The sequence below is a fragment of the Thermosediminibacter oceani DSM 16646 genome, from assembly GCF_000144645.1.
Lineage (GTDB): Bacteria > Bacillota > Thermosediminibacteria > Thermosediminibacterales > Thermosediminibacteraceae > Thermosediminibacter > Thermosediminibacter oceani.
Genome location: NC_014377.1, coordinates 843,320 through 861,621 on the forward strand (window position 1 = coordinate 843,320; position 18,302 = coordinate 861,621).

At 48.1% G+C, this 18,302-nt stretch carries 16 protein-coding genes; 13 read left to right on the forward strand and 3 right to left on the reverse strand.

Annotated features, from left to right (window positions below):
- Positions 1–9 precede the first annotated feature (9 nt).
- The 6 genes from TOCE_RS04250 (at position 10) to mgtE (TOCE_RS04275) (ending at position 7,258) form a co-directional block, all read left to right on the forward strand.
- Positions 10–1,698 (forward strand): hydantoinase/oxoprolinase family protein, encoded by a 1,689-nt coding sequence (locus TOCE_RS04250; RefSeq protein WP_013275657.1) that lies wholly within the window; start codon positions 10–12, stop codon positions 1,696–1,698.
- Complete coding sequence (locus TOCE_RS04255; RefSeq protein ID WP_013275658.1) at positions 1,679–2,992, forward strand: histone deacetylase family protein; 1,314 nt, start codon at positions 1,679–1,681, stop codon at positions 2,990–2,992. The genes TOCE_RS04250 and TOCE_RS04255 overlap by 20 nt, the downstream gene beginning before the upstream one ends.
- Before the next feature lie 98 nt (positions 2,993–3,090).
- Positions 3,091–3,678 (forward strand): hypothetical protein, encoded by a 588-nt coding sequence (locus TOCE_RS04260; protein WP_013275659.1) that lies wholly within the window; start codon positions 3,091–3,093, stop codon positions 3,676–3,678.
- Positions 3,679–3,753: 75 nt separating this feature from the next.
- Entirely contained in the window at positions 3,754–4,254 is a 501-nt protein-coding gene (locus tag TOCE_RS04265; RefSeq protein WP_013275660.1) for a hypothetical protein, read from the forward strand.
- 288 nt (positions 4,255–4,542) lie between these two features.
- Positions 4,543–5,901: a magnesium transporter gene (gene mgtE, locus TOCE_RS04270; protein WP_013275662.1), complete on the forward strand. Its 1,359-nt coding sequence runs from the start codon at positions 4,543–4,545 to the stop codon at positions 5,899–5,901.
- A gap of 13 nt (positions 5,902–5,914) precedes the next feature.
- Positions 5,915–7,258, forward strand: a complete 1,344-nt coding sequence (gene mgtE, locus TOCE_RS04275; protein WP_013275663.1) for a magnesium transporter — start codon at positions 5,915–5,917, stop codon at positions 7,256–7,258.
- Between the two features lie 41 nt (positions 7,259–7,299).
- Here the strand turns inward: mgtE (TOCE_RS04275) and TOCE_RS04280 are convergent, their stop codons facing one another.
- Genes TOCE_RS04280 through TOCE_RS04290 form a run of 3 tightly spaced genes read right to left on the reverse strand, consistent with a single transcriptional unit; the run spans position 7,300 to position 9,528 of the window.
- The gene (locus TOCE_RS04280) at positions 7,300–8,472 is read right to left on the reverse strand and encodes a class I SAM-dependent rRNA methyltransferase (RefSeq protein WP_013275664.1); all 1,173 of its coding nucleotides are present in this window, start codon (positions 8,470–8,472) and stop codon (positions 7,300–7,302) included.
- A gap of 7 nt (positions 8,473–8,479) precedes the next feature.
- Positions 8,480–8,815: a YlbF/YmcA family competence regulator gene (locus tag TOCE_RS04285; RefSeq protein WP_013275665.1), complete on the reverse strand. Its 336-nt coding sequence runs from the start codon at positions 8,813–8,815 to the stop codon at positions 8,480–8,482.
- Positions 8,812–9,528, reverse strand: a complete 717-nt coding sequence (locus TOCE_RS04290; RefSeq protein ID WP_013275666.1) for an HAD family hydrolase — start codon at positions 9,526–9,528, stop codon at positions 8,812–8,814. Before TOCE_RS04290 ends, TOCE_RS04285 begins: the two co-directional genes overlap by 4 nt.
- A gap of 146 nt (positions 9,529–9,674) precedes the next feature.
- Here TOCE_RS04290 and TOCE_RS04295 point away from each other — a divergent pair, with 146 nt between their 5' ends.
- Genes TOCE_RS04295 through TOCE_RS04325 form a run of 7 tightly spaced genes read left to right on the forward strand, consistent with a single transcriptional unit; the run spans position 9,675 to position 18,297 of the window.
- Positions 9,675–10,445: a PHP domain-containing protein gene (locus tag TOCE_RS04295; protein WP_013275667.1), complete on the forward strand. Its 771-nt coding sequence runs from the start codon at positions 9,675–9,677 to the stop codon at positions 10,443–10,445.
- Positions 10,433–11,311: an RNase adapter RapZ gene (gene rapZ, locus TOCE_RS04300; RefSeq protein ID WP_041424076.1), complete on the forward strand. Its 879-nt coding sequence runs from the start codon at positions 10,433–10,435 to the stop codon at positions 11,309–11,311. The genes TOCE_RS04295 and rapZ overlap by 13 nt, the downstream gene beginning before the upstream one ends.
- Complete coding sequence (locus TOCE_RS04305; protein WP_013275669.1) at positions 11,301–12,239, forward strand: gluconeogenesis factor YvcK family protein; 939 nt, start codon at positions 11,301–11,303, stop codon at positions 12,237–12,239. Before rapZ ends, TOCE_RS04305 begins: the two co-directional genes overlap by 11 nt.
- A gap of 36 nt (positions 12,240–12,275) precedes the next feature.
- Positions 12,276–13,244, forward strand: a complete 969-nt coding sequence (gene whiA, locus TOCE_RS04310) for a DNA-binding protein WhiA (protein ID WP_013275670.1) — start codon at positions 12,276–12,278, stop codon at positions 13,242–13,244.
- Positions 13,237–13,503 (forward strand): HPr family phosphocarrier protein, encoded by a 267-nt coding sequence (locus TOCE_RS04315; RefSeq protein WP_013275671.1) that lies wholly within the window; start codon positions 13,237–13,239, stop codon positions 13,501–13,503. The genes whiA and TOCE_RS04315 overlap by 8 nt, the downstream gene beginning before the upstream one ends.
- A gap of 45 nt (positions 13,504–13,548) precedes the next feature.
- Positions 13,549–14,850 (forward strand): DRTGG domain-containing protein, encoded by a 1,302-nt coding sequence (locus tag TOCE_RS04320; protein ID WP_041423858.1) that lies wholly within the window; start codon positions 13,549–13,551, stop codon positions 14,848–14,850.
- Positions 14,851–14,859: 9 nt separating this feature from the next.
- Positions 14,860–18,297, forward strand: coding sequence for a DNA polymerase III subunit alpha (locus TOCE_RS04325; protein ID WP_013275673.1), 3,438 nt, complete (start codon positions 14,860–14,862; stop codon positions 18,295–18,297).
- Positions 18,298–18,302 lie beyond the last annotated feature (5 nt).

Consider the following 18,302-nt stretch of genomic DNA (forward strand, 5'->3'; position numbering starts at 1 on the left):
GGTTATAAGGTGATAATTGGACTCGATGTCGGCGGTACCCATATAGATGCCGTGCTATTACGCGGCGGGCATATCCTTGAAAACGTTAAGATCCCTTATAATCCGGCAGATACCCTGGAAGCCATCTGTACGGCAATCGAAAAGTTGATCGATAAAAAGGATCTTTCACGGATTGAAAGGGTTAACCTGAGCACTACCATTTCCACGAACGCCGTACTGGAAGGCAGGACATCACCGGTAGGAATGATCATAGAGAGCGGACCGGGTCTTGAACCTTCATCTCTAGCGTGTGGCGAAGAAAACGTCTTTCTCGATGGTTACATAGATCACCGGGGGCGCGAAGTAGCTCCGTTCAGGGAAGGTCTGGTTCACGAAGCCTCGAGGAATTTCAAAAAACGAGGCCTTTCAGCCGTCGGCATTGTGACCAAGTTTTCCGTAAGAAACCCGTCCCATGAAGTAAGGGTTAAGGAGCTGCTGGGTAGCGATTTTTATCCGGTAACAATGGGACATGCTCTTTCCGGGAAGTTAAATTTTCCGAGGAGGGTTTTTACGACTTATCTAAACTCGGCTGTATACGAACGCTTTAATACATTTACCTCCGCCATCAAGCGGGCTTTTGAAGACATGGGCATAAAAGCCCCTATCAATGTGCTGAAAGCCGATGGGGGTACGATGAGTCTTGAACAGGCGACTTCTTTGCCGGTACATACAATTCTTTCCGGCCCCGCTGCTAGCGTGATGGGGTGTATTCTTTCCCCCGCTTCGGGAGATGCCGTGCTCTTGGACGTGGGAGGTACCACCACCGACATCTCCTTCCTCGCCGGGGGCGTACCGCTCCTGGAACCGCAGGGTATAAAGATTGGGGAATATCCCACGCTGGTGAGGGCTATTTTTTCTAATTCCATAGCTTTAGGCGGTGACAGTGCCGTAAAGGTTGAAGACGGCCGGGTAGTCATAGGTCCACGCCGGGAAGGACCGCCTGCAGCTTTGGGCGGTCCTATGCCAACACCCAGCGATGCAATGATCGTAAAAGGGATGCTTCATTTTGGCAGCAGGGAAAAAGCTTACCTTGCTATGAAAGAACTGGGCCTCGTTCTAGGGATGGACCCGGAGTCCGTCGCGGAAATAATACTTGAGAAAATGGGGGATATGATCAAAAATGCCGTGGACGGGATTCTGTTGGAACTAAACAGCAGGCCGGTTTATACCGTCCGGGAGCTCCTTTACGGGAAGAGAATACAACCCCGGGAAGTCAGGATCATAGGAGGCCCCGCCAAGGTGCTGGCTCCCGTAATCGAGCGAAAGCTCAATATTCCATGTGCGGTTCCCGATAATTACCAGGTGGCCAATGCCATCGGGGCGGCCTTAAGCAGGACTACGGCGGAGATAACCCTCATTGCCGATACAGCACGAGGGTATATTACGGTTCCGGAGCTGGGAATCCGCCAAAAAATAGACAGCGGTTTTACGTTAAAACAGGCAAGGTCAATGGCCGTGAAGCTTGTAGAGGAAAGGGCGGCGATTCTGGGAGCATCACCGGAGGATATAGAGGCTGAAATAATAGAAGAAAGTTGTTTTAACATGGTTAGAGGTTTTTACACCGTGGGAAAAAACATACGGGTAAAAGCCCAGGTAAAACCCGGAATAACCGGTTGCGGCGGAGAAGGGAGAGAGATGGATGATGAAGGCCGTAAATAAATTGGGGCTCGTATTCTTTCCGGCGTTCGACTGGGCTATAAGCCCTACACATCCTGAAAGAGAGGAAAGGCTACTTTATACGCTGGACCAGGTACAGGAGGAAGGAATAGCCGATATTGAGGGGATCAAATTTTATAACCCGTCTGTGGCTGAAAAAGAGGATATAGAAAGGGTGCATTTTTGCGTTCCCGACGTATCGTCCCTCGTTACCGAATCCCACATGGTGTCGGCTGGTGGGGCTATTACAGCCGCCCGCGCGGTAATGGAGGGTGAAGTTGACAAAGCCTTCGCCGTTGTCAGACCTCCCGGGCATCACGCCCACAGGGTGGTTTACGGCGACAGGGGGTTTTGCATAATCAATATCGAGGCGGTCATGCTCGAATACGTAAGGCAGAGGTACGGCAAGCGTAGGGTGGCCATCGTGGATACCGACTGCCACCACGGCGACGGAACCCAGGATATCTTTTGGAACGACAGGGATACCCTTTTTATCTCATTGCACCAGGATGGCCGGACTCTTTATCCGGGCACGGGCTTTCCGGAAGAGTTCGGAGGTCCCGGTGCTTTCGGCTATACGATAAACATCCCCCTTCCTCCCCAGACCGGAGAGGAAGGCTTCCTTTACGTGGTTGAAAACCTGGTGCTCCCAATAATAAAGGATTACAACCCCGATCTCATCGTAAATTCGGCCGGGCAGGACAACCATTATACGGATCCAATAACCAACATGAACTTTACCGCGCAAGGGTACGCCAGGCTGACCCAACGGTTGAATCCCGATATTGCGGTGCTTGAAGGAGGCTATTCAATCGAAGGTGCTCTCCCCTATGTCAATCTGGGGATAATCCTGGCTTTGGCCGGTCTTGATTATTCTCATGTAAAAGAGCCCGACTATGATCCGGAAAAAATCAAACAGCCAACCTGGATTTCAGAATACTTAAAGAGGCTCTGTGAAGAAATCTATCGGCGGTGGATGAAAAAAGAGGACGCTGCAAAAAAGATGTTCGAGGGAAAGGACTCCGTGGTGCGCAAAAAGAGGATATATTACGATACAATAGGGGTTTTGGAAAAACAGATCGAGACTATAAGAGTATGTTCGGCGTGTTCGGGGCTCATTACTATAAAATCCGAGTGCGATCTGGGTTATTCGATCCTGGCGGTTACCATACCCCGGGATGCCTGCCCACGGTGCATCGATGAAGGCTACAGGGCTTATAGAACCGCAGACTCAGGAGATTACTCCGGGGTATACCTGCAGGACAGGGTAAACGACGAGTATTGCGCTAAAATGTAATATCGACAAAAGAAAGCTTAAGGCAAAATATGGATGAAGAAAAGGCGCTGTAGCTGGCAAGAATATTTATTGATGACAAACCGTGGGAGGTGAATTTTTTGGACGTCATCCAGGAAATACCTGAGGCGTTTTCGGAAAACAACAGACAGCTCGAAACCTTTATTAACCAAATGAAGGATAATTTTACAAATTATACCAATACATTAAAAGACATCCAGGACAATCTACGGCAGATTAAAAGCGATGTGGAAAACAGTTTAAAAGAATTAGAGCTGGAACTTTCCCAGAACCAGGGCCTGCTTGCCAAATGGCTGGCCGGCTCGAACACAAAATTACAGCAGGAGCAAGTATCCCAGCGAAGGATAGCAATATTGGAGAAATTAAATAATCTTGAAAACGCCGTCGAACAGCTAATCAGCACCTTGACAAGCGAAACGGAAACTTTTACATCTTCTTCCCAGCAGCTGACGCTCGTTTTCAAAGACTTAGAAAACCGGCTGAAAAACGGCATGAATAACATGAATAACCAGCATGCAGTAGTGTCCCAGCCGGATCTGAATCCGTTATTATCAGTTCAGCAGACCATTCAGCAGGCTTTGGACACCCTCAATACCGCCCAGGCAAATATTGCCCAAAACAGAATATTTAGCCATATTAGCAGTTCCATCGATAACTTGCTGCAATAACCATATTTTTAATTAATTAAATCATAATCCCCCGGGAATATTAAAAAAGAAAATAAATTGAAAGGGGGATTAAATATGAATCATAAAAAGGACCTGAATGAGTATCTCCAGGAGAAGAAAATAGAGGCGGAAGTCTCCGAAGAAGTGGCGCATAGATTGGATAGGAACCATGCGCAAAACCAGTCCTATGGTCAGCATCAACAGCAGCAAGTGAACGCGCAGCAGGTAGCCCAGCAGTTCCAGCAGCTCCTCAGCCAGTTGAAGAATCAGGCTCAGAGCCAGCAACAGCAGACCGATAACCAGGCAAGTCAGGCCATCCAGCAGGCGATTAATGCCCTTACCCAGGCTCAGCAGAGCATTCAGGCGAACCAGGTCTTCTACCAGATGAACCAGCTGCTCGACCAGTTCAACAGACAGCTCCAGCAGTTGAACCAGCAATTCGTGGGAGCTTTGGGCAATCAGGCCCAACACATGCAGGCTTTGGCGCAGCAGCCCGGTCAGCAGGCGGGACAGCTCCAGCAGCAAATTCAGCAGTTACAGCAACAGCTCCAGCAGCGTCAGCAGCAGCTGCAGTAATAAAGAGAGGTTGTGCCGCAACCTCTCTTTTGTATTTGCTCTTGACATATATATTTAGTAAAATATAATTGAAATACAGAGTCAATACGACCAAAGCGTGCGAATGATCCTTCTTTATTATACCCTTTCGCATCAGGAAGGGATTTTTTTTTGAAAGGGGGGGGCGGTAAGATGGACGCCGATCCTAGTAATGAGTGTTTAAAATTAAAATTTAAAATTTGCCGGGTGGACCATCTTACCGTTCCCGGCGGTAGGATATACCCCCCGGCCTCTTAAGGAGGGAAGGGGATGAAAAATGAAAGGGAAATTGTGCTGCTAAAGCAGCTTATTCTCGCCAGGAAGACCGACGAAATAAAGGACATACTCTCAAGATTGCACCCCGCGGATGTAGCGGAAATCCTTGAAGAGACAAAAGATGAGAATAAAGAGGTCTTTTTTAAGCTGCTCGATTCGGATAAAGCCACGGAAGTTCTTGAAGAGCTGGAACCGGAAGACAGGATACCGTATATTGAAGCCCTACCCGAAGCCCAGGTTATAAAAATACTGGGAAATATGTCCGTCGACGAAATCATCGACCTCCTTCAGGAAATGCCGGACGAAAAAGTTGAGAAACTCCTCGCTAAACTTCCCGCGGAATACTACGAAGAGCTGAAATCTCTCATAAAACTCGCCGAAGATTCCGCCGGCGGCATCATGACCACCGATTACGTCTACCTCTTTCACGACATAACGGTGGCGGAAGCCATAGATGTGGTAAGGAAGTTCGGCCGCGAAGCCGAAACCATATATTACCTGTATGTCGTCGACCAGGAAAAACACCTCATCGGCGTGCTTTCCCTGCGGGAGCTCATAGCAGCTCCGAGGCATAAAAAAATCGACGAGATAATGCATAAGAAAGTGGTTTCCGTACAGGTGGATGAAGACCAGGAAGAAGTGGCTAAACTGATGTCCAAATACTCGCTTCTGGCGCTGCCGGTAGTGGACAGAGAAAACCGCCTCCTGGGCATAGTAACGGTCGATGACGCTCTGGACATTCTTGAAGAGGAGACCACTGAGGATATCCACAAGATGGCCGGTATATCGCCGGAGGAAGATATACTTCTCACCACAACCATATGGGGGGCCGTAAAAAAGAGGCTTCCATGGCTGGTGGTGAGCCTTTTGGGAAACTTGCTCGCCGGCATGGTCATAGACGGCTACTCTAGAGTCCTTGAAAGCGTGGTGGCGGTGGCCTTCTTCATACCCGTGCTCATGGCTACCGGCGGTAACGTGGGCACTCAGTCTCTCGCTCTATCCGTCAGAGGTCTTGCCACCGGTGAAATAAACAGGAAGAACGTTATAAAATTTCTGGGCGGAGAGGCTATGGCGGGAGTGTTGGTAGGCCTTTCCTGCGGCGCGATTCTGGCACTTATCGCAGCCGTCTGGCAGAAGAATTTTTACCTGAGCTTTGTATTGGGGGCTTCTATGGGAATAGCCCTTATGATATCAGCCTTTGTAGGGGTCTTAATTCCAATATTGTTCAACTCGGTGAAAGTGGATCCCGCCGTAGCCTCAGGCCCCTTTATAACGACGTTAATAGATATAATAGTACTTTTGATTTACTTTACCCTTGCCATGAAATTCCTGGGCTTGAAGGCAGTAGTATAGGAGGTGGGGCGTCGTGGCATTGCACTTTCATGTAGATGAAATCAGGGAACTAATACAAAAGGGCGATTATACAGGGCTTTCTAAGATGCTAAAAGACAGCCACCCCGTCGACATAGCCGAGCTTTTTGGTGAACTGGAGCCTCAGGAATACCTTAATGTCTTTAAGCACCTTGAATTCAGTACCGCCAGGGATGTACTTGAAGAACTGGACCAGGAAAAAATAACCTTCATACTGACTAACATAAAACCTAAATATGCGGCTCTTTTAATCCGGGAGATGTCCTCCGACGAAGTGGCCGACTATTTGGGGATGCTGCCCGAAGGTGCCCGCCAGAATTTCCTGCACCTTTTAAAACAGCAGGACCAGAAGGACATAAGGGCACTGCTTTCATATCCAGAAACCAGCGCCGGCGGCAGAATGACCACGGACTTCATAGCTTTTCCTAAGGACATGAATGCCCAGGAGGCTTTAAACAAGCTGGCGGAACTGGCACCCGATGCGGAGATGATATATTACGTCTACGTGGTGGACCATGAAGGAAAATTGATAGGAGTTCTTTCCCTCAGGGACCTGGTGCTTTCCGCCCCGGACACAACTCTAGATAGGATAATGTACACCGATGTAAAAAAGGTACTGGCCAGCCAGGACCAGGAGGAAGTAACGAGACTCATGGAGAAATACGGTTTTCTAGCTTTGCCGGTGGTAGATGAGGAAGGGGTCCTGTTAGGTATAATTACCGTCGATGATGTCATGGATGTAGTGGAGGAAGAGGCCACGGAGGATATCCTTAAAATGGCGGGTACCGAAGAAGAAATAGATCCGGAGAAAAGTTCGCCGTGGTACCGCGCGCGCAGGAGGCTGCCCTGGATACTGGTGGCCCTTTTCGGTGAGATAGTCTCAGGAAATGTTATAAAAAACTTCTCCGAAGCCCTTCAGGCTCTGGTTGCCCTGTCCTTTTTTATACCGCTGTTGATGGATATGGGAGGCGATGTTGGCACCCAGTCGGCGGCGATAGTCGTCAGAGGGCTTGCAACAGGCGAAATCGAACCCTGGGATATATGGAAGAACTTGCTCCGGGAGATCCGAGTTGGGGTTGTGTTGGGTATAATAAACGGTGCGATAGTGGGGAGCATAGCGTATATATGGCAGGGCATGCCGGCCCTGGGACTGGTAGTGGGCATATCCATGGTGCTTAACCTGACCATCGCTGCCTTTCTGGGCACCTTCATGCCGCTGATGTGGAATAAACTTGGGCGCGATCCTGCAGTAACTTCTGGTCCTTTTGTGACGACACTCCTCGACATAATAGGCCTTTTCGTATACTTCAGCACTGCCCGGTGGATTTTAAAGCTGTAAGTAGATAACCCCCTTGCCTCGAAAAGAGGAAGGGGGTTTATTCACATCACCTGGAGCATCAGGAATTTCAGGTAACGGGTTTCCTCCGAAGCCGCCAAAATCGGGTGGTCTTTTGCCTGGGTGCGGCTTTCTATGATCCGCAAGTTAACCCGGGCGTCCCAGGCAGCAGATTCTATTATTTCCCAGAACAGGGCATCATCCACGTGATGGGAACACGACGATGTTATCAAGAAACCGCCGGGCTTCAGGATTTTAAGGCTTCTCAGGTTTATCTCCTTGTAGCCCCTGATGGCGCTTTCCAGCGCCTTTTTATTTTTGGCAAAGGCAGGCGGATCCAGTATAACTACGTCAAACTTTTTTCTGCTATCGTAAAACTGCCTCAGGACGTCGAAGGCGTTTCCCTCCTGAAACTCACAAATATCGTTGAGTCCGTTTAAGACAGCGTTTTCTCTAGCAAGCTCCACGGCGTCCTTAGACGAGTCAAAAGCAAGTACTTTTTTGGCTCCGTAACGGGCGGCGGAAAGAGCGAAAGAGCCGGTGTAACAAAAGCATTCCAGCACCTCGGCTCCCTTCACCAGAGGTGCGATGGCCTGCCGGTTTTCCTTCTGATCAAAAAAGTATCCGGTTTTCTGGCCATTGATGACGTCGACATACAGTTTAAGGCCATTCTCCTCTATGATTATCCTTTCGGGCACCTCTCCGTAAAGGCAACCCTTGACCTGGGGAAGGCCTTCCAGCTCCCGCACTGGGGCGTCGTTCCTCTCGTAGATGCCGCGTGGTTCAAAAATTTCCTTGAGAATGTCCACTATAACGCTTTTAAACCTGTCCATACCTAGTGCTAGGGTTTGAATTACAAATACGTCCTCAAATTTGTCTACGATAAGTGCCGGTAGAAAATCGGCTTCGCCGTAAACAAGCCTGAAGCTCCCGGTAAACCCCAGTTTTTCTCTGTACGACAGGGCATCTAGTATTCTCTTTTTAAAAAAATCCCTGTCGATTGTCTCGTTTTTATTCCTCGTTAAAAACCTTACGGTGATCTGTGATCTCGGGTTTATATAGCCTTTACCCACAAATCTTCCCCGGTGGTCGTATACCTCGACGATGTCCCCGGGGCTGAAATTACCCTGAATTTCTTCGATTTCAGTTCTGAAAACCCATGGATGTCCTTTTTCTATTCGCTTGCTGCGGTTGTTGGTTAAAATAACTTTGGTCAATTCTCCGTTACCTCCAGTCGTCCAGGTCCACCGCTCTGGCGATTATCCTCTGGATATCGGCCATGAGGACCAGGAAGCGGCTTTCCGCTTCAAGATACTTTTTTATACCCGAGTGATAGGAAACGACATTAAAAAGGTTTTCAAGCTGTTTTTCTGCTTCTTCGGAGGACTTACCGGAAAGCCTCAGGGCTTCCACCTCCAGCTGTTTTGCCCTTAAATCCTTCAGCATCCTTTCCGCTTCGGGATCTTTTTTCAACTCTTCTCTGGCGGCCTTAAATTCCAGGTATTCGGGAGAACAGGACAGCGCCCGGGCCAGTTCATGAGCGGCGTCATATGCGTTCACCGCAAAACACCCCCCAGAGATTTTACGAAACTTAATAAATCTTCCAGAGTCCCCGAATAATCGGGGTCTGGCTTCCGGTTGTTCCTGTTTATCATGTGATCGGTAACCAGGAACGTTTTTATGCCCAGCTTTCCCGCGATAAGGTCCTCATCCACATCGTTGCCCACCATTACGCACTCCTCAGGCTCGGCACCGATGATGCTCAGAATTTCTTCATAGTATTCCATGTAGGGTTTGGCAAAATGCATGTTCTCATACGTCGTTATGAGCCTGTAGGGGAAATTTTCGGCGTTTATCCAGCGAAGTCTTTCGCGTATTGCTATTTCGGGAAAGATTGGGTTGGTGGCTATGACCAGTTCGTAGCCCAGGCTTTCAGCCTCTTTTAAAATACGGTAGGGTAAGGGGTTCTCTTTAACCACTCTACGGAGGTCCGGGAATTTTCGAATATAAAATTCATCTATCCTGGACATCACCGCAGTTTTGTCGCAATCGAGGCCTTCAAAAAAATGTTCCCAGAAAACTTCCATATTGGTCTTTGAAGGGTCCAGGTTGTTGATCATAGCGTAAGTTGAATCCAAGAGTTTTTTTACGAAAATTTCGGCCGGAATGAGGTCATTAATCTCATGGGAGAGCATTTTCATGTAGTTTTCAATGAATTCGTCGGTATCGAGCGGAAGCAGAGTGCCGTCCAGGTCAAAAAGAAGCGTCTTCATCTATATTCCTCCTGTGTTGTTAATGCGGCTTTACATTTTTATTAATTAAAAATTATTTCACTGCAAAAACTTTACTTATGTAGTGAAAAAATAGATTTTGACACCATTACAAATTATATTATACTATTACAGAGGAGGTTAGTCGATTGAAAATATGGGCCGATTTTCACACCCATACCCGTTACAGTCACGGAAGCGGCACCATAAGGGACAATGTGGAAGCAGCGGTTAAAAAAGGCCTGAGGGTTATCGGCATATCCGACCACGGTCCGGCAACTATAGGGGTAGGCCCCGATCTTGATGATTTTAAAAAAATGAGAGAAGAAATTGAAAGTTTAAAGGAGGAATACAAAAATATTACCATATTGCTCGGTTGCGAGGCGAATGTGATAAGCCTTGATGGAAGGCTCGATATGCCGGAAAGGGTGCTGGATGAGCTGGATTATGTGATGGTGGGGTTACATCCGCTGGTATGGACCAAGACCTTTAAAGACGGCTACCGTATACTTTTTGAAAATTTTGTCGCAAGGTACCTGGATCAAATTAAACCAAAAGTTCTGGAACAGAATACCCGGGCTCTGATCAACGCCATAAAAAATTATAGGGTAGACATAATAACCCATCCGGGACTACACCTTCCGATAGACACTGGAGCTTTGGCCGAAGCCGCGGCCAGCTGCCGTACGGCTATGGAAATAAACGCCGGCCACGGGTATATGACCGAGGAATACGTGAAAATAGCAAAAAGTTACGGTGTAAAATTCGCCATAGGAAGCGATGCCCACAGCCCCAAAAAGGTGGGAGAGCTAAAAAGGGGCATTGAAATAGCCCTTGAAGCAGGACTTAGTGAGCTGGATATTCTAAACGCCGGCAGGAATCAGGAGGTGAGCTTGTGGAGGAAGATATCAAGTTTATAATAATTACGGGTCTATCGGGTGCCGGGAGGACCCTTGCGCTCAGGGTATTCGAAGACCACGGGTACTTTTGCGTCGACAACCTGCCGCCGGCGCTCATCCCGAAATTTGCGGAATTATGCAGCCAGAGCATAAGGAGAATAAATAAGATAGCGCTTGTTATAGATATAAGAGGTGGAGGCTTTTTCGACCACCTTTTTGAAAGCCTTAAGACCCTTAAGAGTATGGGATACACTTATGAGATCCTGTTTCTCGACGCCTCCGACGAAGTTCTAATAAAACGGTATAAGGAGAGCCGGCGGCGCCATCCGCTGGCACTGGACAGGAGGATAATAGAAGGAATAAACCTGGAGAGGAAGAAGCTAGACCCCCTCAAGGCCAATTCGGATGTGATCATAGATACTTCCCATAAAACTCCCGCCCAGCTGAAGGAAGAAATAGTCAGAAGATTCATAGAAACCGAAAAGGAACCGGGCCTATTAATTAACATCGTTTCCTTCGGGTTCAAACTCGGCATTCCCCTGGATGCAGACCTGGTTTTTGACGTAAGATTTCTGCCCAATCCGTTTTATGTAGATGAACTGAGGCCTCTATCAGGCAACGATCCGCAGGTGAAAGATTTTGTCATGAAGTGGCCGGAAAGCCAGGAATTTCTGGATAAACTTTTAGACCTCATACAGTTTCTTATACCATATTATATCCGCGAGGGTAAATCCCAGCTTGTAATAGCCATAGGCTGTACCGGCGGAAGGCACAGGTCGGTGGCAGTGGCCAATGAACTCGCAGAACTTTTGAAGAAACAGGGGCATAAAGTAATAATAGATCACAGGGACGAAAACGATAGCCGGGGTGAGAAAAGTGAACCCTAAAATTGTAGCCATTGGAGGGGGCACGGGGCTTCCTAATCTGCTGCGGGGATTAAAGCACTATACCAGGGATATCACCGCCATTGTTACCGTAGCTGACGACGGCGGAAGTTCAGGTATTCTAAGAGACGAGCTCAAAATTTTACCGCCGGGAGATATAAGGAACTGCCTTCTGGCTCTGGCCAATACCGAACCTCTGATGGAAAAACTTTTTCAGTACAGGTTCACGGCGGGTTCGCTGAAAGGCCATAGCTTCGGCAATCTGTTTCTGGCGGCCATGACCGATATACTGGGGAACTTTGAACTGGCGATAAAAGAATCCAGTAAAGTCCTGGCAGTGAGCGGACAAGTCCTACCATCAACCCTCTGCGATATAGTCCTGGTGGCCGAATACGAGGACGGCACCATAGTAAAGGGAGAGTCTCAAATTCCCGGGGCCAGACGGAAGATAAAAAGAATTAGGATCATCCCCGAGGATGCCACCCCACTTCCGGAGGCTGTGGAGACTATTGAAAAGGCTGATGCCGTTATTCTCGGGCCGGGAAGCCTTTATACGAGCATAATACCCAACCTGCTCATAAAAGATTTGGCCGATGCGGTTAGGGCCTCCAGGGCCAGGAAAATTTTTATTGTAAACGTGATGACGCAGCCGGGTGAAACCGACGGCTATACCGCTTACGACCATGTAAAGACGATACTGGAGCATGCAGGGGACAATTTGATCGACTATGTGGTTATCAATGTGGAAAAAATCCCCGAACACCTGCTTTTAAAATATCTCTTTGATGGGGCACGCCCCGTTGTGTGCGATGGTGAAAAAATAAGAAAATTAGGATGTAATGTGATTTTTGGAGAGCTCTTGAGCCACACCGATGTGATACGCCACGATCCGATAAAGCTTGCCAAAGTAATAATGGATATAATAAAATAATGAACAAGCACCATAAACCGAAAGCGGGTGGCCGGTTTGTCCTTTTCTTCGGAGGTAAAGGAGGAGCTCTCGAGAATATCGGCCGAAAGATATTGCGAACTGGCGGAACTCACTGCGCTTTTGAGGATGAGCGGCAGCATTCACATAACCGGCGGGAGAAATCCGGTTAATATCAAAATCAAGGTTCACACTGAAAGCGCTTCTACCGCCAGAAGATTTATACACCTTTTAAAGAAATTTATAGAAGCGGAAGTAGAGATAGTTGTAACCAAGGAAAAACTTAAAAAGAACAATCTGTACGTAGTGACCGCCAGTTCACCGGAGATGGGCGACTTTCTCGAGAAAATTGGCGTCCTGCTTGTCAATAGGGACAGATTTCAAATAAAGGATACTATTAAGTCGGCTTTAATCAGAAAGCGTTGTTGCAGAAAGGCGTACCTGCGGGGCGCTTTTTTGGGTGGCGGGTCAATTAGTGACCCTAAGGGACCTTACCATATGGAATTTGTCGCCGCCGGAAAAGAACAGGCTGAGTCTCTGGCGAGGCTAATCAACAGTTTCGGATTGAACGCTAAAGTGGCAGAAAGAAAGGGTACCTTTGTAGTTTACCTGAAGAACGGCGACGATATCAGGGATCTTTTGGGTCTCATGGGTGCCAACGAGAGTCTTTTAAAGTTTGAAGACATCCGGGTTTTAAAAGAAATGAGAAACAGCGTAAACCGGCTGGTAAACTGCGAGACCGCCAACTTGAACAAAACGGTTAATACAGCCATCCGCCAGATTGAAATGATAAATTTGCTGAAGGAGAGCGGAGTTTTCGAACATTTGTCCCCGGGGTTGAGGCAACTGGCCGAATTAAGGCTGAAACATCCGGACTTGAGCCTCAAAGAACTGGGCCAAATGATGACGCCTCCTTTAGGCAAATCCGGTGTGAATCACCGGTTAAAAAAGATAGAAGCAATTGCAGAAAAGCTAAAATGTAAAAAGGAGGAAGATTTTAATGTTTGAGAAAACAGTCGTTGTAAAAAATAAAACCGGACTTCACGCAAGACCGGCGGCCATGTTTGTACAGACCGCCAACAAGTTTAAATCCGAGATCTTCCTGGAAAAAGAAGGGAAGAAGGTTAATGCAAAGAGCATCATGGGCGTAATGTCGCTCGCTATAAGCCAGGGCACCACTGTAACTATTTCGGCTCAGGGAGATGACGAAAAAGAAGCGGTAGAAGCGCTGGTGGAATTGATAGAAAGCAAGTTCGGCGAGGAATAAGGGCCGAGGCTGCCGCGACTCAGCTTCATCCTCCGACGGGGGGTTATCATGACAAAGCATGAGAAGATACTGAAATATATAAAGGATTTAAAAGTCGGGGCCAGGATATCGGTAAGGCAGCTGGCCCAGGACCTGAAGGTCAGCGAGGGTACGGCCTACAGGGCCATAAAAGATGCCCAGCTGAGGGGTCTTGTCTCCACAATACCCAGGATAGGTACCATTCGAATCGAGCAGGCCGAAGGAGAAGACATAGAGAAATTGACGTATGCGGAAGTTGTCAATATAGTAGAAGGCAGCGTGCTAGGAGGAATCGCAGGCCTTCACAAACCGCTTAAAAAGTTCCTGATAGGAGCCATGGAACTACGGGATATGCAACAATACGTGGAGCAGGGTGACCTTCTGATTGTCGGAAATAGAAAGCAGGCCCAGATACTGGCGCTGAATATGGGTGCTGCCGTGCTGATTACCGGTGGATTCCATGCCGACGACGATGTGGTGAGGTTGGCCGATGAAAAAGAAATGCCCCTCATCACATCGCCTTACGATACCTTTACCGTGGCAACTATAATTAACAGAGCCATTTTTAACCGGTTGCTCAGAAAAGACGTTATCAGAGTGAAGGATATAATGGTTCGGGACTCTTACTATCTTGACGTAAAGTCGACGGTGGGCGACTGGAGAAAGCTCCTGAGGGCAACCAGGCACAGCAGGTTCCCGGTGGTGAACAGCGATGGGGAAGTTATCGGAATAGTAACGACCAATGACGTCGCCGACCTGAAGGACGAGTTGCCGATAGTGGAGATCATGACAAAGAACCCTATTGTGGTAAGCCCTGATACACCGGTAGCCCACGCCGCTCACCTAATGGTATGGGAAGGTATCGAGCTAATACCGGTCGTGGAGGGCCGAAAGCTGGTAGGAGTTATAAGCCGTCAGGATGCGATCAGGGCGTTCCGAAGCTTAAGTTTTCAGCCCCAGGTTGCCGAGACCGTCGATAGCCTCATTATGAGCCATTTTTCCGTGTCGAAGACAGAAAGCGGTGTAAAGCTCCACGGAAAGACAGGCCCCATAATGCTGAGCCCGTACGGAATAACGAGCTACAGCTCCCTTTTAACCGCTATGGCTAATGCCGCTTTTGAAGCCTTCAGAAGCAAAAAGCGCCTGGAAATCATTCCGGACAGCTTCACAGTATATTTTTCAAGGCCGGTGCAGTTGGAGGAGGAAATAGAAATCAACGTTGATATTATTGAGATGGGCAGGAAGTCCGGCAAAGTAGAAATAAATCTTTTCCACAAGGGAAACCTGGTGGCAAAGGCGATAATGTCTGTGAAAGTTTTGAGCAGGTAGGTGACCTCTATGGCCGATTTTGTCCACCTGCACGTTCATACAAATTACAGTCTCCTGGACGGAGCCTGCGAAATTTCAAAACTCGCAAAAAGGGCAAAAGAACTCGGGATGAATGCCATGGCCATAACAGACCATGGCGTTATGTATGGAATTATAGATTTTTATAAAACCATGAAGGCCGAAGGCGTAAAACCCATAATAGGGTGCGAAGTCTACGTGGCGAAAAGGTCCATGGCGGATCGTCAACCCGGTATAGACGACGACCAGTATCACCTGGTGCTGTTAGCGGAAAATGAAACCGGATATAAAAACCTGGTTAAACTGGTATCTCTGGGATTTTTGGAGGGTTTTTACTATAAGCCCAGAGTAGACAAAGAGGTGCTCAAAAAGCACAGCCAGGGCCTAATTGCTCTGAGCGCTTGCCTTGCCGGAGAGATACCGTACTTTCTCGAGAATGGCGAATACGAAAAGGCAAAAGAGGCGGCCTGTGAACTCAACGAGATATTCGGTAAAGGCAATTTCTTCCTGGAGCTTCAGGATCATGGGATTCCTGAGCAGAAAAGGGTAAACGCCAATCTTTGCCGATTAAGCAAAGAAACCGGCATTCCTCTGGTGGCTACCAACGACGTCCACTATATATTGAAATCGGATGAGCCGGTCCATGACGCCATGCTTTGTATTCAGACCGGAAAGACTGTAAAAGATGAAGACCGCTTGAAGTTTAATTCTGCAGAACTTTACCTGAAGTCGCAGGAAGAAATGTGGAGGCTTTTCTCACACATACCGGAGGCTCTTGAAAATACCGTGATGATAGCCCAGAGGTGCAACGTAGAACTTGATTTCGGTAGGATCCACCTGCCCCATTTTGAAGTGCCTCAGGGCTTTACTCAGGACTCGTACCTGGAAAAACTCTGCTATGAAGGGCTCGTAGAGCGGTACGGCCGGATAACTCCCGAAATTAAAGCCCGGCTTGACTACGAGCTGGATGTGATAAAGAGGATGGGGTATTCCAGCTATTTTCTGATCGTATGGGATTTTGTGAATTTCGCAAGGAAAAACGGCATAATGGTCGGTCCGGGCCGGGGTTCCGCCGCAGGAAGTCTGGTGGCTTACTGCCTGCATATAACAAATGTGGACCCGCTGAGATACAATCTACTTTTTGAGCGATTCCTCAACCCGGAAAGGGTAACGATGCCGGATATAGATGTGGATTTCTGTTACGAGAGGCGGCAGGAGGTCATCGATTATGTCGTTAGAAAATACGGGGAGGACCGGGTCGCCCAGATAGGCACCTTCGGCACAATGGCAGCCCGAGCAGCTATAAGAGATGTAGGAAGGGTTTTGGGTTACCCTTACGGTGAAGTCGACACCGTCGCTAAAATGGTTCCTATGGAACCGGGTATGACTATAGAAAAGGCGCTGGTCCTCAACCCGGAATTAAAAAAGCTGTATGATGAAAACGAGAGGATCAAGAGGTTGATAGATACGGCAAAAGGCCTGGAAGGTTTCCCCAGACATGCTTCTACCCATGCGGCCGGGGTGGTGATATCCAGCGAACCACTGGTGGAACTGGTGCCTCTGCACAAGGTAGGCGACTCCAATGTATCTACCCAATTCACAATGACGGCCCTGGAAGAACTCGGCCTTTTGAAGATGGACTTTTTAGGCCTCAGAACCCTAACGGTAATAAGGGATGCGCTGGGGTTGATAGAGCAGACGCGGGGGATTTCCGTGGTACTGGATGAACTTCCCCTTGACGACGAAAAGGTATACGATTTACTGAGCAGAGGGGAGACCACCGGCGTCTTCCAGCTTGAAAGTAGCGGCATGAGGAACCTCCTCAGAGAATTAAGGCCGGAGCGCTTTGAAGACATAATCGCGGTTATAGGTCTTTACAGACCCGGTCCCCTTGGAAGCGGCGCCGCCGACGAGTTTATAAAAAACAAGAACAACCAGGGAAGCATTAAATACCTGCATCCCCGGCTTAAGCCAATCCTTGAAGAAACTTACGGTATCATACTTTACCAGGAGCAGGTAATGAAGATAGCCCAGGACCTGGCTGGATTCACCCTTGCCCAGGCCGATATCCTGAGAAAGGCAATGGGCAAAAAACAGCAAAGTGTCATGGAGGCTCAACGGGCTGCTTTTATCCGAGGATGCGTAGAAAACGGCATCGATGAGGAAACCGCCGCAAATATCTTCGAGGAAATATCTTATTTCGCCGGTTACGGTTTCAACAAGTCCCACGCTGCGGCTTATGCCATGATAGCGTACCAGACGGCCTACCTCAAGGCTCATTTCCCGGTGGAATTTATGGCGGCCCTTCTTACAAGCGTTAGGCACAATACCGACAAAGTGGCCCAGTATATCGCCGAATGCAGGCACATGGGCATTGAGGTGCTGCCGCCGGATATCAACGAGAGTTTTGAGGTTTTCACCGCAGTCAGCGGTAAAATAAGGTTCGGTCTGACGGCGGTAAAAAATGTGGGCGAAGGTATGGCTAAAGCTATAATAAAATGCAGGGATGAAAAGGGTAGATTCGTCTCGTTCAGCGATTTTTGCGAAAAATTGGATCAGACAGAAATCAATAAAAAAGCTGTCGAAAGCTTGATAAAAAGCGGTGCTTTTGATTCACTAGGTGCAAGGCGTTCCCAGCTCTTGAAGGTATACGAGGATGTGCTGAACCGGGTGCAGAAGAAGCAAAAGCAACAGGGGAAAAACCAGCTCTCCTTATTTGAGATGATCCGGGTGGATGATGTTGTTGAGGACGAATTGCCCGATATTCCCGAATACCCGGAAAACGAGCTGTTGGCTATGGAAAAGGAGGTTCTGGGGCTTTACCTGAGCGGGCACCCCCTGAGGGAATTCAAAGATCTTCTCGAAAAAACGACAACCCTCTGCAGCAAGGATCTAGCCGATGAAGAAAAAGAATTTAAAGATAACTCGGCCGTGGTCGTGGGTGGCATTATATCGGAAATCAAACTGAAATCCACTAAGGATAACAAACTCATGGCCTTCATAACGCTGGAGGACCTGACGGGTGTTATGGAAGTTATAGCTTTTTCGAATGTTTACGAGAGGTACTCCGGCAACCTGTACCAGGATGCAAAGGTCATAATTAAAGGGAGGATAAACTTAAAAGAAGAGGAAGCCCCGAAAATAATAGCTGATGAGATCAGGCCCCTTGAGGAGAGTAAGGAGGGTGTTCTCGTCATTATGGTTGAGAGGCAGGAGGACACCGATAAGTTCTTGGAGCAGCTCAAAGAATTTTTCCTTTTGCATCCGGGGAGCATTCCTGTTACAATTTATGTTGAGAATAATTCGAAAGCCCTCCTGGTCGACAAGAACTATTATATAAACCTTTCGGAGCAAGTTCTGGGGAGAATATGCAGCATGGTTGGAGCTGAAAATTGCCTCTTTATGGAAACAACAGTGGGGGCGTTTTAATAGTA